The organism is SAR86 cluster bacterium (assembly GCA_023703615.1).
GTDB lineage: Bacteria > Pseudomonadota > Gammaproteobacteria > Magnimaribacterales > D2472 > MED-G85.
In genome coordinates, this window is sequence record CP097971.1 from 481665 (window position 1) to 507672 (window position 26008).

Consider the following 26008-nt stretch of genomic DNA (forward strand, 5'->3'; position numbering starts at 1 on the left):
TTTATAATTAACTTATATACTTTTAATTAAATTTTAATATGTTATGTTAATTTTTTTACAAATCTAATAGGAGATAATATGTCAAAATTAAAAATAAGCTTTTTGCTGCTTATGGTTGTAGGAATTCAAGCTCAAGATGAGGTTGAATACAAATATGAACCTGAGGGCAATTCAGCTGAATACTATATTGGTACTTATAACAAAGGTAAAGACTTCAGTGATATGGTTGATTGGTATAGTAAATTTGATTCATGGACAAAAACACAAGCTAGTACCTATGATGAAATGAGTGTAGGCTTGCTCACACCATATTTTCATAGTGATATGAATAGCGTTGATGTTATATGGGTTAATAATTGGTCTACACCTACAAAACAGTTTGAAGGACTTGATGCTTGGATGAAAGGCGGTGGAAAACTTTTAGAAACTCTTCCGGCTACAAATTCACAACAAATAAATGCTTATCAGTGGGTTATTTCTGAAAATAGCGCTTCAAAAGTTGGAGATATGTTTACAGCAACATACTCAGATTGCATGTTGGATGAAGGATATAACTTAAGACAGGTTTATGACTTATATATGGATTTTGCAAAATACGCTCAATCTCAAGGTGATACTATTGGGAGAAAATTTATTGTTCCTTCGTCAGGCTACACTGGAGATGCAGATTTTGTAAGATTATTATCATCATCTCCAATATCTGCAGCAGGTGTTAATCAAGAAATATACCTGGATAAAATTAATGGCTCAGAAGCTGATGTAAATTTGACTGGCTTTTCATGTTCAGATCCTCGAACTTACATGGGGGTTATAATGAGAATGCCTAAGTAGTTCTTATAATTATAAAAAAAGGGAGCTTATTGCTCCCTTTTTTATTATAATCCTACAACTTTAGCGGGTGTGGTGTTAACGGCTAGCACAATAGCCTTCCAAGCTATTGGTACGGGTTCGAATCCCGTCACCCGCTCCAATTAACTTCTTATAACAGTTCCGGCAAAATCTACATACTGACAGGAAAACATTTCTTCAGACATGGAAGTTAATGATTCATTTTGAAGATATATGTTATATGCTTTATCTTTATCTTCTAGGCTTGCCCATAAATCTAACCATACAAAATCTGGTTTTGCTTCAGGTTCAAATTGAGGTTCTAAAAGAACATTCCAATAGCTATCAGTAAAATATACAGACCTGATAGAGTCACTAAATTCTTCAAGAGAAGATTCAGAATGACCTTCATTATAATTACAAAAATTAAATCTATTCGTAAAACTACCAGAGGTATTTTGAACTTTTGGCATGTAGTTAGGTTTTATTTGAAATAAGTATGCATTTTCACCATCAAAATCCATTATTCCAGAGATATTTTTTCTCCAGTCAGCATCATAATTTGCCATCCAATCTGACCAACATGCATCTCTTGAATCTTTTGAAGGCCAGAGCAAAACCCAAATAAAATCATAATCAGGACTTGCTTCTAGTGGAGTAAGGATATTTGCACCATCCATGTCACATCCTGAGGAAGTGATAATTGAATTCCAGTCACTAATTAGCTTAGCAAGATTATCAGAAGAAAAATCTGGACCAGCTGTATGCCAAACGTATTCAACAAAAGAACTTGTAGATGATTCGGATTCAGAGTTTTGTGAGCATCCTTGGATTATAAATATAGTAAGTAAAGATAATAGTATTTTTTTCATTTTTTAAAAAAGTTATTTAATACTGATAATTTATATCATTTTCTATAGGCTTCCAAGCATTTAATAAAAAAAAGCAGAACAAGTCTGCTTTTTTATTGACCTGGGGATTAACTTAAGAGGGATTAGTTGCAGGTCCTTACTATATATGACAGTAGAATTTTAAAAAAGTTCAATAATATTAAAAAATGTATAAGTTAAAAATCCAAAAATTAAACATGAGCCAAGTGGCATTTGTTTTGAAAACATTTTTGGCTTAGAAACATATAAAAACAAACTTGAAATTGTTCCAATTAACAAAATAGGTGCTAAAGAAAGAATACCTGATATAGACCCAATACCAGCAAAAAGTACAAAGTCACCTCCACCAATTCCATCTTTACCTTTTATTTTTTTAAAGCAAAAATTTATTATCCATAGTGATAAATAACCTAATACTGCTCCATAAAAATATGAGTGAGATATAAATTGTAATTCAATAAATACCTCTTCAAATGTATTAAAAATACCATTGGAGGTCAAACCTAGAATTAACAATAAAATATTGATATTAAAAGGTAGATAAAAGAACTTAAAATCTAATATAAAAAGTATATAAAAACAAAAAAAAATTAAATATGAAAATAAAAAAATTAAAGATAAGCCAAAATAAAAATAGAGAGCTAATCCAATTAATAAGTGAATTAATTCGTTTATTAGATAGAAAGAACTAATTTTATTATTACAAAATTTACATTTACCTTTTTGAAGCATAAACCCGAATATTGGTATAAGGAAATAAAAAGGAATAGTTTTCTTGCAAAAAACGCAATGAGATCTTGGTGTAAATAAATTAATTTTTTTATTTGATTCCATCAAAGGCAATCTATGAATTAATACAGACGAAAAACTACCAATAGATAAAAAAATTAAAGATATAAAAAAAACGGTCACACTTATTTTTTTTTTGTTATCCAGAAACAAAAAAACAATAGAGATAAAGCAGGTATAGCATAGGCTAAAATAATCATAAGTTTATCTATCATATATGTTTCCTGATGCTAATGAATCTGGTCTTCGATAATCTCCATAACCATAAAAAATATTATTTTCATACATTATAGTCTGGATATTTGTCACCGGAGGCATAGATTTTATTCTATATTTATAACTCAATAATTCATTTATTGTTCCACTCTTAAGTTTATGAGATTCATCTATATCATCTAACTTAAATGCATGCTCAATTTCTAAAATATCAGGTTGCCACTGATGATGAACTCTCGTAGCAGATGTTGCCTCTTCAAGGTTCATTCCAAAATCAACAATATTTAAAATAGACTGCAGAACTGCTGAAATAATTCTCGATCCACCTGGAGAACCTGTAGTAAAAAAAAGAGAATCGTTTTTTAGTACTATTGTTGGCGTCATTGAACTTAACGGTCTTTTATTTGGTGCTATTTCATTAGCTTCAGATCCTAATAAGCCATATATATTTGGAACACCAGGTGCAGAAGAGAAATCATCCATTTCATTATTCATTAAAATACCTGTTCCTTTTATAACAACACCAGATCCAAAACTTGAATTTAAAGTTGTGGTTGAAGAAACTACATTAAGATTTTTATCAACGACTGAAAAATGTGTTGTTTCAAAACTTTCATTTTTAGCAAACATACCAGGAAAAATATCCTCTGATTTTAAGGACGAACCTAAAGATATTTTTTGATTTATTCGTTTCGCATAACTATCACTCGTTAGCATTTCAATTGGAACATCATAAAAATCCGAGTCACCAAGATATTTTGATCTATCTGCGTATGCAAACTTCATAACTTCAGCAAGAAGATTTATATATTTTGAAGAATTATGGCCTAGTTCATTAAGATTACTCTGTTTCAAAACATTTAGCATTTGAATAACATGAACACCCCCGGAGGATGGTGGGCCCATGGTAAAAATCTCTACGTCTCTGTACTTTTGCTTTAGTGGTTCTCTCCATATAGGAGAATAATTTTTTAAATCATCCATAGAAATTATTCCACCATTAGCTTTCATATCCATTGATATCTTTTTAGCTATGGAACCTCTATAAAAGGCATCCTTGCCTTCATTTGCAATTAGTTTTAAAGTTTGTGCTAGATCTTTTTGAATTAATAAATTATTTTCAAATTTTGGATAAAATGATTGAAAGATGACTTTAGATGACTCAAACTCAGAAAGCTTTTTGTTATTTCGAAGTAACATTTCTGCCATGTAAGGAGAAATTCTAAATCCATTTTCAGCGAGTTTAATAGCAGGCTGGATTAAGTCATTCCATGGCATCGAACCAAATTTTTTATGGACTTCCCATAAACCTGCAACAGTTCCAGGAACACCACTTGCTAGGTATCCTCTTGTTGCTTTTTTTCTATCATATAAACCATCTTTTTGAAGATACATATCTCTTGATGCTTTTGATGGTGCTTTTTCTCTATAATCAAGTGAATAACTTTTGCTATTCTGAGAATCATACAACACCATAAATCCACCTCCGCCAATATTACCAGCTCGAGGCAAAACAACAGCTAAGGCAAAGCTAACAGCAACAGATGCGTCATAAGCATTACCACCAAGATTTAATATTTCCTCACCTACTTCAGTTGCTAAGTAATGCTGAGTAGAAACCATTCCATTTTTACCTTTAGCGATTTGCTTTTGTGCCGGCTCATAGCTTTTACCAATTTCAATTGTCGTAATGGGTTGTATATCTTGTGATATTAGTACAGTAGAATTAAGTAGAAATACTAAAAGTGCTATATTTTTTTTAAATGCCATTTTGTAATTAATTTTAAGGCCATTAACTTAATGCAATAGACTATAATAAGTATTCTAATAGAAAATTTTCCAAAAAAAATATTTAACTAACTATGAATGATTTATATAAAAAAATACTCAGTGAAAAAACTGCCAAGGGAGAAATGTTTGAGACAAAAAAAATGGTCAATTCAAAGGGTATTGAATATACCGAATATGTAAATTTTCCTGACAGTTTAAAAGGGTACTTTGAGTTTGGTCTTATGCATGCAGATAAAGATTGGCTTGTATACGAAAACGAAAGATACACATTTAAAGAGGTATTTAATAAGGCAGCCCAAGTAGCCAATGCATTATCTGCAACAGGTATTAAAAAAGGCGACAAAGTTGCAATATGCATGCAAAACAATCCTGAATATATTTTTGCTTATATGGGAATTGTTGGCATGGGTGCAGTTTGTGTTCCACTAAATTCATGGTGGGTCCCAACAGAGGTCATTTATGGTTTAGAACATTCGGACGCTAAATTGGTTTTTGGTGATTCAAAACGATTACAGGGACTTCAATCAGTCAAAAGCGTAAAAAAAATAATAACTAGTTACACACCAGATAAAAACTTTCAGTCATTTAAAGAATTTATTGACAATCACTCATCTTCTTGGCCAGATGTAAGCATTGATAGAAATGATGATGCAACAATTTACTACACATCTGGATCAACAGGAAAACCAAAAGGCGTATTGAGTTCTCATAAAGCAGTAATTGCAACTATGTTCAGCTGGGCGTGTTATTCATCAATTTTTAGTGAAATATCAAGTATGAGCGAAACCAATACTAGTCCTTTACTGAGTGAGGATCTAGCAATTTTACTTTGTATCCCACTTTTTCATGTTACTGGAAGCCATGCAGGTCTATTTATGTCAATTTTGGTTGGAAGAAAAATCGTTATGATGAAAAAATGGGATGCTGAAGATGCTCTGCAATTAATAGATCAAGAAAAAATAAGTGATGTAACTGGGGTTCCTACTCAAACATGGGAATTATTAAATCATCCTAATAGAAACAAATACAACTTATCGTCATTAAAAACTCTAGGTGCTGGTGGGGCGCCAAGACCACCAGAACATGTAAAACTATTAGATGAAGGCTTTGAAGCCAAACCTGGCATTGGTTATGGATTATCGGAAACAAATGCTTTAGGCACTTTATGCAATGGAGAAGAGTATATTAACAATCCTTCCTCAGCAGGACGAGTTGTTCCTCCTTTAACTGAAATTAAAATAATTGATGAAAAATGGAATACCTTACCAGAAGGTAATATTGGAGAAGTAGCTATTAAGTCACTTGGCAATATGACTTGTTATTGGAAAAATCCTGAAGCTACATCTGAATGTATGAATGATGATGGGTGGATTAAAACCGGAGACCTTGGCAAATTTGATGGTCCTTTATTGTATATTGTTGACAGAGTTAAAGACATGGTTATAAGGGGTGGCGAAAATATTGCTTGTCCTGAAGTTGAAGCTGCAATTTATGAACATCCAGATGTCCTTGAAAATTGTGTATTTGGTATCCCTGATGAAAGACTAGGTGAAATACCATACGCTGTGGTCGTTTTAAGAGATGATTCTAGCTTAACTAAAGATGGCATTATTAGTTTTCTTCAAACAAGATTAGCTGCTTTTAAAATTCCAAATGAAATTACTTTAACTAAAGAAAAATTACCTAAGCTAGCATCAGGTAAATTTGACAAAGTTTCACTGAGAAAGAATTATCAACGGTAATCATTTTCTAAATGTTGAAAAAGTATTAAGCCAACATATAATTCATGAAAAATATTTAAAATAAGCTAAACTATTAGCTCAATTTTTTATGATAAATTTTAATTATATAAAATACACACTGTTAGGGCTTTTAATAGTTCCAGCTATACTTTTAAGTGTTTTACTTTTTTTTACATCAATAAATTCTCCTAAAATTGAAGTTTTCGATTTTCCTGAAGCAGGAGAGGTAATAAATAACACAAATATAGTTACCGAAACTCCAAGAAATGTTGAAAATGTGTTGGAAGCCTCTAATTTCGAGTATAAATTAATTGGTTATAGGATTGGTGAAACTGATTCATCTGTTATAGTAAAAAAAGGTAATAAAGAGTTTGTTGTTTTTATTGGAGAGGATTTAGAAGGTCTTTATACATTAATTGATGTAAATCAAAAGGAAATTGTGTTTCGAAATGAGGATAAATTATATAAAATTACCAACCTTGTTGGAAAAAGTAAAAAATGAATAAATATCTAATAACTTTAATTTTTGGGTTGTTGCTCGTAATACCAAATATTCAATCCCAAGAAAGCTTTATACTTAATTACGAAGATGTTGATATTAAGAAAGTTACCCAGGACATAGCGCAGTTTGCAAAAAAAACCATAATTTTAGATCCCAGAGTTAAAGGGAAGATCACTATTTACTCTAATGCACAATTAAATAGAAATCAGGTATGGGATGTATATCTTAGAACAATACAAGTTAATGGCTTTAGTGCCATTACAGATAGTGGTTTTGTTAGAATTGTTCCTGAAAATGAAGCCACTAGAGATAATAATAAGTCAGCTTTAAGTGGTGATTACGAAACGGCTGTAATTCCTTTAAAAAATAGATCAACCGAAGAAATACTACCTATGATAAAACCAATTACTGGGAGACAGTCTCATTTATCGAGCATACCTTCTATAAATTCAATTTTATTGGTTGATAAGGTGAGTAATGTTTCAAGAATTAAAGATTTACTGGTAGATCTTGATAAAAATAATACTGCAAAAATTTCTATCTTTAAATTAGAAAATTTGTCTTCAATTGAGGCGGTTAGGATATTAGATAAACTCAAGGCTCAAAATAATCCAACTATAAATAAATTTGTTGCAATTCCATTTACTCCATCGAATTCTGTAATTATTTCTGCTAATGAATTGATTACAAATAATATATCTTCAACATTAAAATCGCTAGACGCAGATATAACATTGAATGATTCTCTTGACGTTATCTACTTAAAATATGCCCAAGCTGAGGATATTTCATCAATATTGAACTCAGTATCAGGAACTTTTGTATCAGATACCGAAGGTAAAAAAACAGTTATAACTCATCATGAAAAAACTAACTCTATAATAATTTCGTCTGCTGAAGAAAATATTAACTCTATAAGAAATATTGTAAATAAATTAGATATAAGAAGAGCTCAAGTACTCGTAGAGGCAATTGTTGTAGATCTTTCCGAGACAGCTGCAAAACGGTTAGGTGTTGAGTCTGTTTATACTGGTGATGATACCGAGAGTATACCAATTGGAATAACAAGATTTTCTGGTTCTGGACCTGATTTGCTTGCAATTACTGGTGCTGCAGCAGACGAGCAAGATGTAACTCTAACTACAACTGCAATTTCATCTCTTTTGAATACTCAAGGTCTAGTTGCTGGTTTTGGAGATTTAACAAATGGTAAAGATAATTTTGTTGGTATTCTAAATGCAATAGCAGACGATACAAATTCAAATATTTTATCTACACCATCTATTCTTGCAATGGACAATGAACCTGCAAGACTTTTTATAGGACAAGAAATACCAATTACGACTGGCGAAAGTTTGGGTACAAATAATTCAAACCCCTTTAGAACAACATCACGTCAAGAAGTGGGAATTGAACTTGAAATTACTCCTCAAATTAATGAAGGAAGTTCAGTGATATTAAATATAAAACAAGGCGTTTCAGGTGTTGCAGGGGTGGCTGCAAGTGGACTAGACCTTGTAACAAACAAAAGAGAAATAGAAACAACTGTTCTTGTTGATAATAATCAAATAATTGTTCTTGGTGGTTTAATAGATGAAGATAGTCAGGAAGTAATTTCAAAGGTCCCAATTTTGGGTTCAATACCATTATTAGGTAGATTATTCCAATCTTCCTCCACGACTAATCAAAAAAAGAATTTAATGGTTTTTTTAAAACCAACTATATTGATTGATTCGGAATCATCTCAAGATATTTCGACTGAAAAATATAATTATATTAAAGCCCAGCGATTAATTAATGATAGCTCTCGCGAAATAATTGATTTATCAAATCCAGATAATTAACTTACCATGGAAGAAGTTTCTGAATTAAATAATACATTAAAGTCACTACCCTATGATTTTGTAAGAGAAAACGAAATTATCATTGTGAATGAAGATGGTAATTATAAAGTTATAACTCCAAAAAACATAAGTCTGCCTCTGTATCATGAAATAAAAAGGTATTTAATTAATCCATTTAATATTGAGATATGCTCACCTGACGAATTTAATGAACTATTAACATCTACTTTTAGTAATGATAGTTCAAATTCTGACATCTCAGAAGAATTATCAGATGAATTTGATCTTGAATCCTTTGCTGGCAGCATATCTGCAACTGAAGATCTCTTGAGTGGAAATAATGACACCCCAATCATTAAATTAATTAATGGAATAATAAGTCAGGCAATAAAAAAAAGAGCATCTGACATTCACTTCGAGCCATATGAATCAGAAATTGTAGTTAGGTTTCGTATAGATGGAATACTTAAAGAAGTGCTTAAACAAGATAGTAAGATAGCTTCAGTATTAATTTCTAGAATAAAAATAATATCAGGACTTGATATATCTGAAAGAAGATTACCTCAAGATGGAAGAGTTTCATTATCTTTAGGAGACAAAAATGTAGATGTTAGAGTATCTACCTTACCATCATCATATGGAGAGAGAATTGTTTTAAGGTTATTAGATAAGCAATCTGCGCAGATAAATATCCAAGATCTTGGATTGCCTGATGTTATTTTAAAAAACTATAAATCATCGCTTAAAAATTCTGAAGGAATAATATTGTTTACAGGACCTACGGGCTCTGGAAAGACCACAACTTTATATGCTGGATTAAGATACTTAAGCGATTCCTCACAAAACATTCTTACAGTAGAGGATCCGATTGAATATACTTTAAATGGAATTGGTCAAACTCAAGTAAATTCAAAGACAGGCTATACTTTTGCAAAAGGATTAAGAGCAATTTTGAGACAAGATCCTGACGTGGTAATGGTTGGAGAGATGAGAGATGTTGAGACTGCTCAAATTGGTATTCAAGCAAGCTTAACTGGACATCTTGTTTTATCAACAGTTCATACAAATAGCGCTATCGCTGCAATAACAAGACTGCGTGATATGGGCATTGAATCTTTTCTTTTGGCATCATCTTTAAGAACAATAATTTCTCAAAGGCTAGTTAGAAGAATTTGTACAAACTGTAGGACAGAAGTTACGCCATCTTCTGAGGCTATTAAACTGTTAAATTTAGATCCTAAACAAAAAACATATACTTCACTTGGATGTGAGTCCTGTTCTCATACAGGATATCAAGGAAGAATAGCAATCGCAGAGTGTATTCAAATAGATAAAAAAATAAAAGATATGATCCATGAAAATGCATCAGAAAATGAAATATCTGATTATGTTTTTAAAGACAATCCATCAATTGATGATGCTTCAAAAAATCTTGTTGTAAATGGAATTACATCATGCGAGGAACTTATAAGAATAAATAATTTAAAAGAAGATGCCGACATATAACTATACAGCGCTTGATAACGATGGAAAAAAAAAGAAAGGGATATTAAGCGCAACATCAGAAAGAGAGGCCAGAAAGCTAGTCAAGGGTTTAAATTTAACACCTCTTAATATCTTTGAACCTACAAATTTTTTTAATAAATCAACTAAAATAAAATCAAAAGATATCGTTATAATGACGCGTCAATTGGCAACATTATTAGAAGCAAGTACGCCCATTATTGATGCGATTAAAATTACTGCAGATCAGATAAATAATAAAAAACTTGCTACTATTATGTATTCACTTCGTGAAGATATAATTCAGGGAAAAAGACTAGGGCAATGTATGTCAAAATATCCATTAGTTTTTTCAGATACATATATTTCCCTTGTCTCAGCTGGCGATGCATCTGGCAACTTAGATATTATCTTTAATAATCTTGCAGATTATCTAGAAGAGTCTGCAAAAATTAAACAAAAAGTTTTCTCTGCATTAACATATCCAATTGTATTAATCGGATTTTCTATTGTTGTGATTATTTCTTTATTAGTCTTTGTTTTGCCACAGGTTGTAGGTCAATTTGTTAAAGCTGGCGCTGAACTACCTTTAATAACAAAAATATTACTATCTCTATCAAATAACATTTTTTTTATAGTAATTGGATTACTAATAATAATATTTGTAGCTACTTTTGCTTACAAAAAATATGTATCAAATATGAAAAACCTATTGAAAGTGCATAAGTTTTTAGTAGAAATCCCAGTTGCTGGTAAGTTTTTTTTAATATCTGAACTTGAGAGATTTTCTAGCACAATGTCTTTATTATTAGAATCTGGAACAAATTTAGATAAAGCTCTAGGCGAGGCATCAAAAATATTTTCTAATAAATATTTATCTTCATTAATCATAAATGCAAAAAATGATGTTGTAGAAGGTAAAGATTTTATTTTTTCGTTAAAGAGCACAAATATATTTCCTGATATTTTTATACAACTTGTATCGAGTGGTTATAAATCAGGTAATCTAATAAAAATGTTTGATAAAGTATCTAATTTTTTTAAAAATGAAATCGATTCAAAAAGGTCGATATTCCTGTCATTATTAGAACCAGTTGTTATTATTTTTATGGGTGGATTTATTATGTTAATAGTTCTAGCTATACTAATACCAATAATGCAAATGAATACTTTAGCCTTAGGATAAAAATGAATAGAACTAAAAATAAAGGTTTTACGTTAATTGAACTCATGGCTGTTTTAGTTATATTGGGAATTTTAGCCACCATTGTTGTTGTAAATGTATCACCAGTTTTTCAAAGAGCTAATCTTGAAAAAATTAAAGCTGATATGGCTCAGACATCTAAAGCTCTAGAATTGTATAAATTTAACGAATTAACATATCCTTCCACCTCCCAAGGCTTAGATGCTCTTGTTATGCCTCATAATGAATTAAATAATCCTTTTTTATACCCTGAGGGTGGTTACATATCATCCATTCCAAGTGATCCGTGGGGTAGAGAATATATTTATGAATATCCTCCAAGGCGTTCATTAAAGTTTGATTTATATACACTAGGAGCAGATGGTCAAGAAGGAGGTACTGGTGAGAATTCAGACATTGGCAATTGGATGCAAGAAAACTAAAAATGGCTTTACTTTATTAGAGCTACTTGTAGTTTTAATGATAATAGGAATATCAACAACTCTAATAGTAATAAATTCAGACCTATCAAGTACTTTCATAAAAAAAAATTCGACCTACGAAAGAACATTTAATTATCTTAGTGAAGAAAGCATATTGACCGGTAAGATTATTGGTTGGTATATAAATGAAAATGATGAGTGGTCAAATTATATTAACTTTGATGGCACAAGTGACAATAAAAGCAGAATCACAAAAATGCCAAGTACCAATACAATTAGCACAAACTATAAAAAAACATTTAAATATTTTGATGGTATAGAAATCGATATTAGCAAAGATTCAGGACAAATACCTTTGATAATTTTTTATCCTTCAGGAGAGAATTCTGGTGGCATTTTAAAAATATTTAAAAGTGAATTAATTGAAGAAATAATAATTAAAAAAAATGGAACAATTGAAACAAGAATCTCAGAATACTAAAGGTTTTAGTCTAATAGAAATTGTTGTAGCTCTAGTAATATTGAGTACTTCAATTATTGTTATATACCAAGTAATTTTATCCACTAGTATTTCTGTATACAGTATAGAAGATAAATATCTTGCTAAAGAAGTTACCAACAATAGGGTGGCCCTTATGAATACCTTAGAGAAACCACTAAGACCTCAAACAAGGGATGGAAAAATGATTATGGGTGGGAAGGAATGGATATGGGAAGAAGAATATATTCTTAGCGCTTCTAAAGAATTTTTAGAATTTACGATTATGGTAAAAAGAGAAGATTCAGAAAGTTACGCTTACAAGTTTTCAGGATATATAGTGAATGAATAAAGGTTTTACAATTATTGAAGTTTTAGTGTCATTGGTAATTTTGGCAGCTATCGCTGTCATATCATCAAATATTTTACAATCAGCAATTGATACAGAACAAAAATCTACGAGCCAACTTAATAGCATAAAAGAGTTAAATTTAGCATCCTCAATTTTAAGAAGAGATATTAGACAAATTATAAATGTTCCCTCAAGAGATTTTTTTGGAGAATCTGAAAACGGAACATTTATATCCAATAATAATTCCAATAAATTTAGTTTTAATACTAGGATCAGTTCTTTATCTAATGAAATATCTCCGATTAAAAAAGTAGATTATGTTTATGAAGACAATATGCTCATAAGAAGACAATTTTATTCATCAAATCCTTATAATGCTGATGATTTCAATGAGTATGTTTTGCTTAAAGATATTTCTGAGATGGAAATGAGTTTTTTGTATGGCAATAGATGGTACCGATTGTGGCCAATTGATGTAATTTCTAGTAGAAAAATTCCAAAATTAATAAGATTAGAATTTAAAATAAGTGGTAAAGAATATTCTTGGTTAATTGAACCAAACATAACATATGCATTTCAAGGATAAAGGTATAATCTTAATATCATGTTTGCTAATAGTAATGCTATTATCATCAGTTGCAGCCTTAATGGGCAACAACTTGCTGATCTCATTAAAAAGAGCGGCATATCTAGAATTTCAAACTAGTTCATTAAATTTATTTAGAAATATAGAATCAATAGCTTTAAAAAGAATTAAAACCGAACTCAATTTCAATAAAGTTTTATTGAGTAAGCAAAACACATTATTTAGAGAAAAAATATTCTTTGAAAATGATCTTGGATTAGTTGATGCAGAAATTAAAGATTTTTCTAATTGTTTTAATATAAATTCCCTAGTAACCAAAACAACTAAAGACTTTGTTCCAAACAAGAATTCTGTAAATGCTCTAAAAAGATATCTTTTTTTGATGGAAGTCGACAACAATGTAATCGAAGAGATTATAGATCAAGTAATTGATTGGATTGATACTAATTCAAATCCACGTGCGTTTGGTCGGGAGGACTATTATTATACAGGGCCGTTAAATAATCCAAAAGAATATACGTCCAGACGAATTTTTTACTCAATCGATGAAATAAAAATGCTACCCGCATTAAAAAATGTAGATTGGAGTATTTTTAGTAATTTTTGTGCACTCCCATATTATAAAAGTTTAAAAATTAATATTAATACTCTTGAGCCAGAAGACACCTTTCTTTTGAGCTCAATCATGCCAAACATTGCATTAAGCGAAGCTGAATATATTATTTCGTCAATTCCCGACGAGGGTATTAGGAGTCTTGAGGAGTTAAGTCAATTATTTCCAGATAAGAATTTTTCAGATCCGCTAGGTGAGATTTCTTTTTTCTCCAATATATTTAATTTAGAAACTAAAGTTACTTATAAAGATTACACATCTTTATCGAATAGTATAATTTTTTATAATAAAAATAATGGGTATATAATCTCACGAATCTATGATGGTATTTAAATGAAAACTATATTAATAAACCAATTGAGTGATTCTTTTGATAAATTTTTAATAGTTACTCAAAATAATGGTGATATTAAAAAAAATACAGTCTCAGATGTATCAAGCTTATATGAACAGAAAGATATTGAAAAAATTTTTTATTCAATACCGTCCAATTATATTACTGCCTATCCTTTTAACTTTAATGAAAAAATTTCAAAACAAATAAATATTGCTAATTTTGTTACCGAAATCGATTCTTTTGTTATAGAAGACATTTCTAATTGTGAATTTTTATTCTTCAACTCTATTGGCTTTGTTATTGATAAATCTATTTTAAATAAAATTAATAATCTTTTATCTAAGTTTTCATCAGATATTCAGTTATTACCTGAATTTTTCTTATCTCCTTATCAAGGAAAAGATGCAATCATTGAATTTGAAGAAAAATATATCTTCACTTTTGCAGATGGAACGGGGTCGGCTGCTGATGAAAAGTCCTTAGATCAATATTTAGATATAATACTAAACAATAATCCAGGTTTTAATCCTCTTATATGTTCTGATAAGAAACTTTTGAAAAATAGATTTGAATCTGAGAACTTAAAATCTTTATATAACATAGAAAATTTTTTTAAGTTCAACTCATCTTCCTTGCCTAATTTTTTTAAATTACAACTATCATTTGAACTTGTAAAAGAGAAGTTAAACTTTACCAAAAATCAACTAATAGTTGCCACTTTATCTCTTCTTATTACACTATCAATACCTAGCGCTATTATTGCTATTAGTAATAACTATGCCAAAACTTATAATGAAGAAACTTTCAATATTTTTAAATCTTTGGACAAAAATGTTAAACGCGTAGTTAATCCTAAAGGACAAATTGATGAGCTCATCGGCAATATAAATACAAAACCTGTTGGTGAATATGAAATTCCTAATTTGAATATTATTGACAGATTGGGATCTCAATTTATAGATGAAATTGAAATAAACATAATAGAATCAAATGCAAAAATACAAATTAACGCTATGGCATATCTACAATTTGAAGCATTAAAAAATACATCTCCAAGATTGGGTATTTTTATTTTAGAAGATAATACAACGATTCAAAATAATAAAGTTTCTGGTTCTATTAAAGTGAGTTTTTCAAATGATTGATTTTATAAATAATCTTAATAGTAGAGAAAAAAAATTATTACTTGCAGTTTCAGCATTAATATTTTTTATTATATTTTGGATGATTATTAGTAACTTGTTTGGTGAATTTAAAATTTCAAAACAGAATCTTAATAAATCTAAAAGCGACTATGAGTATGTTTATAAAAAAGCAAATATGTTGAAAAAAACTTATCTAAGCAATAACCTTGAACTAGATCTATTTTTACAAAGTTTAAATAAGGATGCTGAAATATTTGATATTAAAAACCTTGCAATAAAAGAAATAGAGAATGGGTTAAGTTTGCAGTTTCAGGCCGAAAATAGAAATAGGGCAATTGAGTATGTAGTCTTTGTTACAAATAATAATTACCTCCAACCTTCAAAATTAAATATTAAAAAGGGCAATGATATTTATAATGTCGTTTTTGAAATAATTCAGTCCTGATAAATAGTTATTTTCTTCGAGTAAAGTTCATGAAAAGTTTTTACTGCAATTGAATCAGACACTCCCCATTTTGTTGCTCTAATTTTCTTAATACCTAATTTATTTACAATTAATTTATAGATTTCAAGAGCATAATCTATTACATCTGCTCTATCCATTGCAAAATTATATAAATCTATCTTTTCTTGAAAATCTTTTAACTTTAACTGATTAAGGTTTTCGATAAATTGTTTAGATGACATCTTTTTTGTGTTATTAATATTTAAAAATGTTCTTATATTTCCACCTAAGCCCATTAAAGTTGTTATATTTTTTTGATTCACTAGCCATTTTGATAATCGATCCCATTCTTCTTTTGTATCACTTCTGGTCATATTTCTTACTGCACCAAGTTGGAAAGATTGGATAATATGTTTTTTGTTTTGGAAAATATATAACTCAGTGCTCCCACCTCCAACATCAACGTAAATTCTATTTTTACTATCTTGCGCCCTTGGATGAAAGCGTATTAATTTTGCTTCTTCAAGGCCAGATATAATTCTTATTGGATGATTAATTTTATTCTCAACATACCTTCTTGCTTTTTCTGAATTTTCAGAATCTCTAAATGCACTCGTTGCAACAATTTCATACATTTTTATATCATTTTTTTCAAATTCTTTCTGATAGTTCAAAAGAGCATTAACTAGTTCTTCAAGAATAGTCTCTGAGAGATGCCCATCTTTGAATACATCTGATCCTAATCTAATCGGGGTTCTAACTCCGTCAATAAATTCTATGGAAGTTGGACTTGTATTAAAAATTTTAGATTTAATCGCATTGGTGCCTATATCAATTGAAGCAATTTTCATGAATCATCACTATATTTACTTATAACCATGAATTGGTCATATGAAAGATTATCAAATCTTATACCTTCTAAATTTGTAGAATAATTATTGAGCGATTTTGACCATTTTGTTGGTTTAAGTATTTTTTTGCCTTCATAATCTGTTTTAATCAACAGATATCTGAGTGATGTTAATCTAGCTATCATTTTGTTATTTGAGTTGATAGAGACCCAAGGATTATTTTCAGTACCCGTCTTATCAAACATTTGTTCTTTGTAAAGCGTGAATGCATTCCATTTAGTAATAATCTTTTCATCATTTTTTGAGAGTTTCCAGTATTTTAGTTCCGAGTTCTTTCTTGCCTTCATTCTTATTTCTTGTTGATTTTTTGATAAAGAAAAATAAAATTTTGTTAATTCAACACCATTCTTCAATTGTTTCTCTTCCCAATTATTAACCTTTTTCATAAATGATCTATATTGATGTTCATTACAATAACCCATTATTGGTTCTGTAATTGCGCGTGTATACCAAGAACGATCCAGGAATGAAATTTCACCTTTTTCAGGCAACGCTTTTTCCCATCTTTGGAACCAATGAGAAGATTCCCATTTGGTTGGAATACCAAGCTGAACATAGTTAAAATGCTGTGGTCTTAAATATTCAGAAAAAAATCTAATTGCAGTGCTCTTACCAGCTGTATCTCTCCCTTCAAAAATAATACATATCTTCCTATTATTTTTAATAACATCTTCTTGTAGCTTCAACAATTCAATTCTTAATCTTCTTTTTTCACGATCATAGGCTTTAGCATCTAACCTTTTGTATTCACTTTGGTCCAAAGAGATAAGAGTCATAATTTAATATTTAATAATTGGTAAAGCATATATTTTACTACTCTATAACAAAATATTACTATAAAGTCTCAATTAAATATGAAAGGGTACTGGAGAAATGAATCTGCAACTAAAGATATAATAAATGATTAGAGTAGATTCAATTCTGGTGATCTAAAAAATCTGATAAACCAACACTTAGAAAAATATTTACTTATAATAAATATTTACTTTCAAAAAGATAAAAAAAGAGTGAAAATATATATATATTTTAATTTTAATTTTTTTATATGAGCAATCACATTCTTGTTATAGAAGATGAGCCAGACATTCTTAAAAACCTTGAATATAATTTAAGCCGTGAGGGATTTAAAGTATCTTCTGCGTCTTCTTTGTCTGATGCCGAAAAAAAATTACAGAATAATAATGATTTCTCTTTATTACTTTTAGATTTAATGTTGCCTGATGGATCTGGTTTAGATTTATGTAAAAAAATAAAAGGAAATCCTAAAACAGAATCAATCCCAATTATCATATTAACTGCAAAAGATGATGAGGTTGATAGGGTTGTTGGCTTTGAACTAGGTGCTGATGATTATGTAACTAAGCCTTTTAGTGTAAGAGAATTAATTCTAAGAGTTAAAGCAGTTCTAAAACGTGGCAGTAAAAAAAGTGACGTGGTTGAAGTGGAAAGACAATTCGGCGAATTAAAAATTGATGTTGAATCTCACGAAGTTGAAGTTAATAATGATCAAATAGATTTAACAGCTTTAGAGTTTAGATTGTTGAGACAACTTGTTGATAGAAGAGGAAGAGTTCAATCTAGAGATCAGTTGCTTAGTGACGTTTGGGGTTACAGCTCTGAAGTTACAACAAGGACTGTTGATACTCACATAAAAAGATTAAGAGAGAAGCTTGGCTCAATGGGTAAATATGTTCAAACAATTAGAGGCGTCGGCTATAAATTTTCAAGATCACCGGACTAGATAAATGGGAATAGGATCCCGATTATTTTTAATTATCTTTATATCCCTAGGATTAGGTATTTTTGTTTCATATATTATTGCCGAAAGAGATATCACTGATACATTCCAAAAGCACATTATTAATGAGTTACAAAATCAGGCCTCGCTTCTTGTAGAAGTTGTTGATGAAGTTGATTCTATTGGGGATCTTAATGAAGCTGACTCTTTAGCTGACAGATTGGGAAGTGCATCAAATTCTAGAGTAACACTGATATTATCTGATGGAAATGTAATTGGTGACTCAGACGTTGACACTCAAAATATTAATGACATGGATAATCATGCTAATAGACCTGAGGTTCAAGACGCTTTTTTAAAAGGAAGAGGCTGGTCAATTCGTTATAGCGATACCGTAAAACAACAGCAGATGTATTACGCTATTTTGGATAATAATAACGTGAGTCCAAATGTTATTAGAATAGCAGTTCCCTATGTGAATGTTAATTCTGTAATAGGAAGTTTAAATCTTTCTATAATTTTAATTGCTTTAGTTGCTTTTATTGTTACATCAATAGCATCTGGTATAGCCGCAAACTATGCCTATAGAAGTATTGCAGATTTAGCTTATGCAACTTCAAAAATTGCAGATGGTGATGGAAAGGCAAAAAAGAAAGATTTAAAAGCACTTCCTACTGAGAGGACTGATGAATTTGGCAACGTTGCCCAAAGTGTTTCACAAATCTCAGAAGAGCTTAAATCTAAAATAAATTTAATCGCCAAACAAAGAGACCAGTTTGGCTCAGTCTTAGATGATTTAGGAGAGGGTATTATAGTTGCTGATATAGATGGCAAAATCACATATGAAAATGAACAAGTGTCATTGATATTAAATAAAAATGAATCAGTTGGAAAAAAAATTACTGACCTTAATATCAAATCACTTAATTATTTATTTAAAAGGGCAAAAAAGAAAAAAAGAGCCGATATTGAATTTGAAATCGAGCTAAAGGATAGGAGTACTAGGTGGGTCCTTGCAACAATAAATCAATCTAAAACTACAAAAGAATTTATTTTGGTTGTTCACGATATTACTCAACTTAGAAGATTTAGCTCTATGAGAAGAGATTTTATATCAAATGTGTCTCATGAATTAAGAACGCCTGTAAGTGTTATCATGGCAAATTCTGAAACTCTCGTCGATGGAGCTCTTGAAGACAAAAAACAGGCAAAAGTCTTTGCAAAAGCTATTTTGCATAACTCTGAAAGACTTAGCGATATGGTATCTTCTTTACTTGATTTATCTAGAATTGATTATGGAGAGCTAAAATTTAATATTGAAGAACTTCTCATAAACGAACATATTGATAAAGCTATAAATTCTCTTAAAAATCTTGGTAAAAGAAAAAATATATCTATCAAGTGCTCTTGTTCTAAAGGAAAAATAGTTTTAGCAGATAAAAATGCTCTTGAAAGAATCTTAAACAACTTAATTGAAAATGCGTTTAAGTATTCTGAATCTGAATCAACAATTCATGTCTCTACAAAAAAAATTAAAGATCATTTAGAAATAAGTGTAAAAGATAGCGGAAGAGGTATTCCTGAACAAGAGCATGATTTTATATTTGATAGGTTTTATAGAACAGCTGAAGCCAGAGCAATTGAGGAAAAAGGAAGTGGTCTCGGTCTTGCTATTGTAAAAAATCTTGTAAATAATTTAAATGGTGAGGTTGGTATAAGAAATGTAAAACCTCAGGGGTCAAACTTTTGGTTTACCTTACCTTTGACAACTTCATAACTTTGTAACAAACTTGAAATATTTTGTAACAAACTTGTTTGTTTAATTTACATTAAGTTCAATCTACAGTAACCCAAATAGATTTAAATATAAACATGAAATCCTGGGAGGGACTTATTATGTTTTTTAATTCTTTCAAAAAAACTACTTTAATTTTATCAACATTTATACTCGTATCTTGTGGAGGTGGCGGAGATACGTCTATTGCTTCACCTGGAGAGTTAGGTTCATTAAGTGATCCAACAGGTGGAACTTCTGGAACAGGAGGTGTAGGTAGCACTGTGCTTACAGGCTCATGTCCCGAATCATCTTTTATTTCAAATGGTACACCTGTAGCAGGTAATACCGTTTGTGCAATTACAGGTCCTATAACAGGAGAGCTAACACTAACAAATGATGTAATGTACAGAATGCTCAATAAAGTTGATGTTGGTATAGATATGGGTGGTGATGGCACTAAATCTGGTGGTGCATCTGGAACATTAACTATTCCAGCTGGCGTTGTAATAATGGGTAGAACATCAAACGATTATTTAGTTGTTAATAGAGGATCAAAAATTATTGCTAACGGTACACGTTCAAATCCGATTAGATTTACCCACAATTCTGCTATAGAAGGAACAGTTGGTCAAAATGAAAGAGGTTTATGGGGTGGTATTGTAATTCTTGGAAAAGCTCCAATTAACAAGTGTTCAAATGTTCTTAGAGGAACAGCTGGTTGCGAAAGAGTTGTAGAAGGCTCAAATGCGCTAATGGGTGGAGCAACTTCTGATGACAATTCTGGGAAGTTAAATTTTGTTAGAGTTGAATATGCTGGATATGAGATTTTTCCAGGTAATGAGCTTAATGGTATAACTTTTGGTGGTGTAGGTTCAGGAACTGAAGTTGATTATATTCAAGTACATAACAATCAAGATGATTGTGTTGAGTTCTTTGGCGGTACAGTTAATGCTAAGCATTTAATCTGTACAGGTGCTGGTGATGATAACCTAGATATTGACTGGGGTTACCAAGGTAAAATGCAATTTGTTGTTGTCAAGCAATCAAGTAATGTAGGTGATCATATTGTTGAATCAGATAATACTAATTCAGATTCTTCTGTTGGTTATTTAACAGAACCAAGGTCAAGACCAATGGTAGCTAACTTTACGTTTATTTCTCAAGGAATTGATGAGCCATTAAAATATAAAGAAGGTGTTTCTGGTGTATATATTAACGGTATTGTAGTTAATCTGAATTCGGCAAACTTAGTCGAGGCAACAAATCAAGAAACTATTCAAGATGGCGCTCTGACTCCTAAACTACAGCATCATAGTGTCTTTATGGATTCTGCTGGTGACACATCTCCATTTAAATATTCAGAACCTCCACTTAAAGATGGAACCGAAGTTGCCGCTACAGCTACAGCTGCAGAAGTAGAAGCATCTTTAACATCTAGAGCTACTGATCTTGTGCTAGGTACAAATACTTTAGTATCTGGAATGTTTTTAGGTGATGCAGAGTCAGCTGTTGTTTCTGCTTTTAATGGGTCAAAAACTCCTGGAATGTGTGAGGTAGGTGTTCACACAAAAGGTACAGCTACAACATTGTGTCCAAGTGTAGATGGTCCTGATGATAAGGGTAACTATGCTTATGCAGTCGATACATGGTTTTCTGCTACAGATTATATAGGTGCATTTTCACCAGGTTCTGATACTGAGAACAGCTGGGCATCTGGCTGGACTATAGGTGTATTTGAAGCGCCTGAATGTCCTGAAGGTACCCTTGAATCAGAAGTAATGTTAGGTAAAAAAGTATGTAGTTTATCTGGAGCAGTTACATCAAACTTAACTCTTGTAGCTGGAAACTACTATAAATTAGATGGAAAAGTTGCAGTTGGAAAAGATATGGGTGCAGACGGAACAGCATCTGGTGGTGTTAGTGCTACATTAACGATAGAGCCAGGTGTAACAGTTTTTGGTGAGTCAGGAAACGACTATTTAGTTGTTATGAGAGGCTCAGATATCCACGCTGTTGGAACTTCTTCAGCTCCAATTATTATGACTGGTCGTCAAGATATTCTTGGCGAAGCAGATATAATTAATACAAGAGGTTTATGGGGCGGATTGGTAATTTTAGGCCAATCACCTATAAACAAATGTTCTTTCTCAACCGCAGGTTCAGCAACTTCAGCTGGTACAAGAGTTAGTCCTTGTGAAAAAGAAGTTGAAGGTTCAGCTGGTGATATTATGGGTGGTGAAAGTCCAAATGACAGCAGTGGATCACTAAAATATGTCAGGGTTCAATATGCTGGATATGAAGTATTTCCAGGAAATGAGCTTAATGGAATTACCTTTGGTGGAGTTGGTAACGGCACACTAGTTGATTACATCCAAGTCCATAATAACCAAGATGACTGTGTTGAGTTCTTTGGTGGCACAGTTGACGTGAAACGTTTAATTTGTACAGGTGCCGGAGACGATAATCTAGATATTGACTGGGGTTATCAAGGCAGATTACAGTACGTTTTAGTTCAACAAACTGACGGAGTTGGTGATCACATAGTTGAATCTGATAACACTAATGCTGATAAAGCAGTCGGATACTTAACAGAACCTAGATCTAACCCTATTGTTTCAAACTTCACATTCTTAAGTAGTGGTAAAGATGATGTCTTCAAATTAAAAGAAGGTGTTTCTGGTCAATACTATAATGGTGTGGCTGTTGTAAAAGACGGATCTACAAATTGTATTGAAACCACTTATGCTGAAACTGCTGACGACGGTGCAGTTACTCCGCATTTTTCCATGAACTCTGTTGCAATGCAGTGTAATGGTTTTGTTAAAACTGATGCATCTGAAGGTGGAGCTACTGTAGCTGAAATTGAAGCTATTGTGAGAGAAGGCACTAACAACTTATACGGTGCAAATTCTGGAGGTGGTTCTTATACAAATACACTCAGTGGTCCGGTAAATGGCTCAGCAGAAACTGCTGCCACTGTTACTGCGATTCCTGATATTTACAATGCAGATACTTTCTTTGACACTACTGATTATATTGGTGCTGTCAAAAATTCTACAGATAATTGGTATAAAAACTGGACAATTTCTGGAACTATAGACGTCCAATAAATAAGAGTGATAACAATTAAATTTTTATTGGAGAAACAAATGATAGTAACAATAGAGCAACTTAATAAAGCAAAATATAAAGTTGCTATTAGTTTATTACTAATAGCACCTTTTATGATTGGTCAAGAAATTGAGGAAGTTGTAGTAAGTGGTTCTTTTATTCCTGATGAAAAAAGAGATACATCTGAAATATCAGCAATCTTAGATTCATCTGAAATAGAAAGAACTGGTGATGACAACATAGCGGTTGCTTTAACACGACTTACAGGTTTAAGTTTGGTTAGAGGCAAGTACGTATATGTTAGAGGTCTTGGTGAGAGATATTCTGCTGCAACTTTAAATGGTTCAGGTCTTCCAAGCCCAGAACCCCTTAAAAGAGTAGTTCCCTTAGATTTGTTTCCAACCCAGATTATTGAATCATCAATTGTTCAAAAGACCTACTCGGCAGATATGCCAGGAGAATTTGGAGGCGGTATCATAGAGATTAATACTAAAGCTGTTCCTTCAGAGAGAATTTTAGATTTTTCATTTTCTTCAGGATACAATTCTGAAACATCTTTATCGGATGGTCTTTTATACGATGGTGGTAGTGATGATGATCTTGGATATGATGATGGTACAAGAGATTTTCCGTCATTTATTCAAAGAGCAATTAATGCTAATCAAAAGCTCGATAGGTCGAATTTCCAAACTTATGAACTTGCAAATGCAGGTCGAGAGTTTGTTAATTCAGAACTTTGGGTTATTCAAGAAGGTGATGTGCCATTAGATAACTCAATAAGCTTCACCTATGGAGATGAGCTAGATATAGGCATTGATGAAATTCTCGATAATGATTCTGCAACTATCGGTGTTCTTCTTACAGCTGGCATAAAAAGCTCTTGGGAAACTCAAGAGGGAATCAGACAAACTGGTGATATTCAAGGTCAAGGAGATGGTACTTCCATAGTTATACGAGCTAATGATAAGACATTTAAATCAACCTCAAATAATGTAACTTCATATCTTATGGCTGTTGCAGGCATTGAAACAGATACAGCAGAACTTAAGTATACGGGCATGTATATTCATAAAGGTACAAAAGAGGCAAGAACTCTTCAAGGCTATGATAGCTCTGATGCAGGGAATGTAAGAGAAGATTTCACTGAGTTTTTTGAAAGAGAGCTTACAAATCACCAACTTAACTATAATTATCTTTTTCAAAATAATATGGAGCTTGACATAAGACTTGCTGATGGCGAAGCCTCAAGATATGCACCATATGAAAGAGTTGTCTTCTACGAAGATACTGATGATAGAGGTTACTACCAATATGATGTAAATACTGGCAGAAATCAAACACAGTTTAGTTACGTAGATGATACCAATGAGAATTTTGGTATGGATTTAACATTCCCACTTCAATTTGGTGAGCAGGAAGTGACTGTAAAGACAGGATTTGATCAAACAAATAATTATCGTGATGCACAGGTCAGAAGTTATAGATTTTTAGCTGAGGGTGGACCAATACCAACCGATGGATTAGACAACAGAATTGATTATATATTTGAAGATAATAATTTTGATCCATCTAGATTAATTGTAATTGAAAATACTGCAGCTTCATCGCCAGCAGGCTACCAGGGTGATTTAGAAATATCCTCTATGTATATCACCTTAGATGCTTATTTAAATGAAAACTTTAGATTGGCAGCTGGTATAAGAAATGAAGATGGTGAGCAAATGGTAAATACTTATGATGTATTCCAAATGGTTGACAACAATATAGAGAAAGTCATTGATGAAGATTACACTTTACCTTCGTTCACATTAACTTACTTACCTGACTTTGATGAAAACCTTCAAATTAGACTTGGTCTTTCCCAAACTATTGCGAGGCCAACATTTAGAGAGCTATCTCCAACATTATTTATAGATGTTGATACTGATAGGGTTATATCAGGTTCCCTATATTTAGAAAACTCTGAAATTGATAATATTGATTTAAGAGTTGAGTATTATTGGGGATTTAATCAGTTCTTAACAGCAGGCTTATTCTTTAAAGATATTTCAAAACCAATTGAAGAAGTTGTAAATGAATCTGGTGACTTAATTATTACTTCTTATCAAAACGTACCTTCAGCTGAAGTGACTGGTTTTGAAATTGAGTATGAAAGAATTTATGAAGATCTACTCCCTGATTCAAAATGGGGCAGCACAAAGGAATTTATTTTCAAAATGAATTTTACTGCTACTGATTCTGAAGTAATTTACAGTGATACAGATACTTATATAAATACACAAGGAAGTGAAATTAATGCTGCCAGCTTGTTTGCAAATGGAAGAGATACAAGACTTCAGGGTCAATCTGAAGAAATTGCGAACCTTCAACTTGGGTGGGACGATTTACAAAATGCCACTCAAGGAACACTTATAGTTAATTATGTAAGCGATAGAGTTAGAGCAAGAGGTATTGATGTTCTTCCAGATATATATGAGGAGCCTCCACTTTTGGTTGATTTTGTTTATTCCAAAACAATATCATATGCGAGCAATGATTCTGATCTTAAGATATCACTTGAGTTAAGAAATATTCTTGATGAAGAATATTATGCTGCTATGGCAGATACTGTAATATATGATCAATACAATCTTGGCACTTCAGTATCACTGGGCTTTAAATATAGTTTTTAATTTATTTTTTTTTACAAAATGAGCTACACTAGGTAGCTCATTTGTATGTTACGGATTTTATAAAAAGTAATTGTTGAAGAAGAGAATTCTCTGATAGTTTTTTTGGAACAAA

General features: G+C 31.4%; 22 protein-coding genes and 1 tRNA gene. 18 read left to right on the forward strand and 5 right to left on the reverse strand.

The annotated features are described in order from the left end of the window. Positions 1–78 precede the first annotated feature (78 nt). Together M9C80_02595 and M9C80_02600 are read left to right on the forward strand one after the other, a co-directional pair. Positions 79–831 carry a hypothetical protein gene (locus M9C80_02595; protein ID URQ70062.1) on the forward strand — a complete coding sequence of 251 codons (753 nt, stop codon included), beginning with the start codon at positions 79–81 and terminating at the stop codon, positions 829–831. Positions 832–894: 63 nt separating this feature from the next. Further along, positions 895–970, forward strand: a tRNA-Gly gene (locus tag M9C80_02600). Position 971: 1 nt separating this feature from the next. Here the strand turns inward: M9C80_02600 and M9C80_02605 are convergent. From M9C80_02605 to ggt, 3 genes are all read right to left on the reverse strand, one after another. Beyond that, positions 972–1700, reverse strand: a complete 729-nt coding sequence (locus tag M9C80_02605; protein ID URQ70063.1) for a hypothetical protein — start codon at positions 1698–1700, stop codon at positions 972–974. Positions 1701–1859: 159 nt separating this feature from the next. Beyond that, positions 1860–2630: a prepilin peptidase gene (locus M9C80_02610; protein ID URQ70064.1), complete on the reverse strand. Its 771-nt coding sequence runs from the start codon at positions 2628–2630 to the stop codon at positions 1860–1862. An 81-nt stretch (positions 2631–2711) separates the two neighbouring features. Continuing rightward, the gene (ggt, locus tag M9C80_02615; GenBank protein URQ70065.1) at positions 2712–4493 is read right to left on the reverse strand and encodes a gamma-glutamyltransferase; all 1782 of its coding nucleotides are present in this window, start codon (positions 4491–4493) and stop codon (positions 2712–2714) included. 92 nt (positions 4494–4585) lie between these two features. Here ggt and M9C80_02620 point away from each other — a divergent pair, with 92 nt between their 5' ends. From M9C80_02620 to gspM, 12 genes are all read left to right on the forward strand, one after another. Beyond that, positions 4586–6256 carry an acyl--CoA ligase gene (locus M9C80_02620; protein ID URQ70066.1) on the forward strand — a complete coding sequence of 557 codons (1671 nt, stop codon included), beginning with the start codon at positions 4586–4588 and terminating at the stop codon, positions 6254–6256. Between the two features lie 88 nt (positions 6257–6344). Next, entirely contained in the window at positions 6345–6758 is a 414-nt protein-coding gene (locus M9C80_02625) for a hypothetical protein (protein URQ70067.1), read from the forward strand. Further along, the gene (gspD, locus tag M9C80_02630; GenBank protein URQ70068.1) at positions 6755–8602 is read left to right on the forward strand and encodes a type II secretion system secretin GspD; all 1848 of its coding nucleotides are present in this window, start codon (positions 6755–6757) and stop codon (positions 8600–8602) included. Before M9C80_02625 ends, gspD begins: the two co-directional genes overlap by 4 nt. Positions 8603–8608: 6 nt before the next feature. Next, positions 8609–10108, forward strand: a complete 1500-nt coding sequence (tadA, locus tag M9C80_02635; GenBank protein URQ70069.1) for a Flp pilus assembly complex ATPase component TadA — start codon at positions 8609–8611, stop codon at positions 10106–10108. Beyond that, on the forward strand, positions 10095–11291 hold the full coding sequence (locus M9C80_02640; GenBank protein ID URQ70070.1) for a type II secretion system F family protein: 1197 nt from the start codon (positions 10095–10097) through the stop codon (positions 11289–11291). The genes tadA and M9C80_02640 overlap by 14 nt, the downstream gene beginning before the upstream one ends. Before the next feature lie 2 nt (positions 11292–11293). Next, positions 11294–11731: a type II secretion system major pseudopilin GspG gene (gene gspG / locus M9C80_02645; GenBank protein ID URQ70071.1), complete on the forward strand. Its 438-nt coding sequence runs from the start codon at positions 11294–11296 to the stop codon at positions 11729–11731. Continuing rightward, positions 11691–12212: a type II secretion system GspH family protein gene (locus M9C80_02650; GenBank protein ID URQ70072.1), complete on the forward strand. Its 522-nt coding sequence runs from the start codon at positions 11691–11693 to the stop codon at positions 12210–12212. The genes gspG and M9C80_02650 overlap by 41 nt, the downstream gene beginning before the upstream one ends. After that, positions 12178–12561, forward strand: a complete 384-nt coding sequence (gspI, locus tag M9C80_02655) for a type II secretion system minor pseudopilin GspI (GenBank protein URQ70073.1) — start codon at positions 12178–12180, stop codon at positions 12559–12561. Before M9C80_02650 ends, gspI begins: the two co-directional genes overlap by 35 nt. Then, complete coding sequence (locus M9C80_02660; protein URQ70074.1) at positions 12554–13147, forward strand: prepilin-type N-terminal cleavage/methylation domain-containing protein; 594 nt, start codon at positions 12554–12556, stop codon at positions 13145–13147. Before gspI ends, M9C80_02660 begins: the two co-directional genes overlap by 8 nt. Before the next feature lie 34 nt (positions 13148–13181). Beyond that, a complete protein-coding gene (locus tag M9C80_02665) occupies positions 13182–14093 on the forward strand; it encodes a type II secretion system protein GspK (GenBank protein URQ70075.1) in 912 nt (303 codons plus the stop codon). Further along, positions 14094–15242: a hypothetical protein gene (locus tag M9C80_02670; GenBank protein ID URQ70076.1), complete on the forward strand. Its 1149-nt coding sequence runs from the start codon at positions 14094–14096 to the stop codon at positions 15240–15242. Next, a complete protein-coding gene (gene gspM, locus M9C80_02675) occupies positions 15235–15687 on the forward strand; it encodes a type II secretion system protein GspM (protein ID URQ70077.1) in 453 nt (150 codons plus the stop codon). Before M9C80_02670 ends, gspM begins: the two co-directional genes overlap by 8 nt. On the opposite strand, the gene M9C80_02680 is transcribed toward gspM, so the two are convergent. Both M9C80_02680 and M9C80_02685 read right to left on the reverse strand, forming a co-directional pair. After that, positions 15678–16538: a phosphatase gene (locus M9C80_02680; protein ID URQ70078.1), complete on the reverse strand. Its 861-nt coding sequence runs from the start codon at positions 16536–16538 to the stop codon at positions 15678–15680. The two genes, gspM and M9C80_02680, sit on opposite strands and share 10 nt — an antisense overlap. Beyond that, the gene (locus M9C80_02685; protein URQ70079.1) at positions 16535–17374 is read right to left on the reverse strand and encodes a polyphosphate kinase; all 840 of its coding nucleotides are present in this window, start codon (positions 17372–17374) and stop codon (positions 16535–16537) included. Before M9C80_02685 ends, M9C80_02680 begins: the two co-directional genes overlap by 4 nt. Before the next feature lie 269 nt (positions 17375–17643). On the opposite strand from M9C80_02685, the gene M9C80_02690 reads away from it, so the two are divergent. The 4 genes from M9C80_02690 (at position 17644) to M9C80_02705 (ending at position 25896) form a co-directional block, all read left to right on the forward strand. Further along, positions 17644–18339, forward strand: coding sequence for a response regulator transcription factor (locus M9C80_02690; protein ID URQ70080.1), 696 nt, complete (start codon positions 17644–17646; stop codon positions 18337–18339). Between the two features lie 4 nt (positions 18340–18343). Continuing rightward, on the forward strand, positions 18344–20113 hold the full coding sequence (locus tag M9C80_02695; protein URQ70081.1) for an ATP-binding protein: 1770 nt from the start codon (positions 18344–18346) through the stop codon (positions 20111–20113). Positions 20114–20208: 95 nt separating this feature from the next. Beyond that, positions 20209–23223 (forward strand): hypothetical protein, encoded by a 3015-nt coding sequence (locus M9C80_02700; protein URQ70082.1) that lies wholly within the window; start codon positions 20209–20211, stop codon positions 23221–23223. Positions 23224–23262: 39 nt separating this feature from the next. Continuing rightward, entirely contained in the window at positions 23263–25896 is a 2634-nt protein-coding gene (locus M9C80_02705; GenBank protein ID URQ70083.1) for a TonB-dependent receptor, read from the forward strand. The last annotated feature ends 112 nt before the right edge of the window (positions 25897–26008 follow it).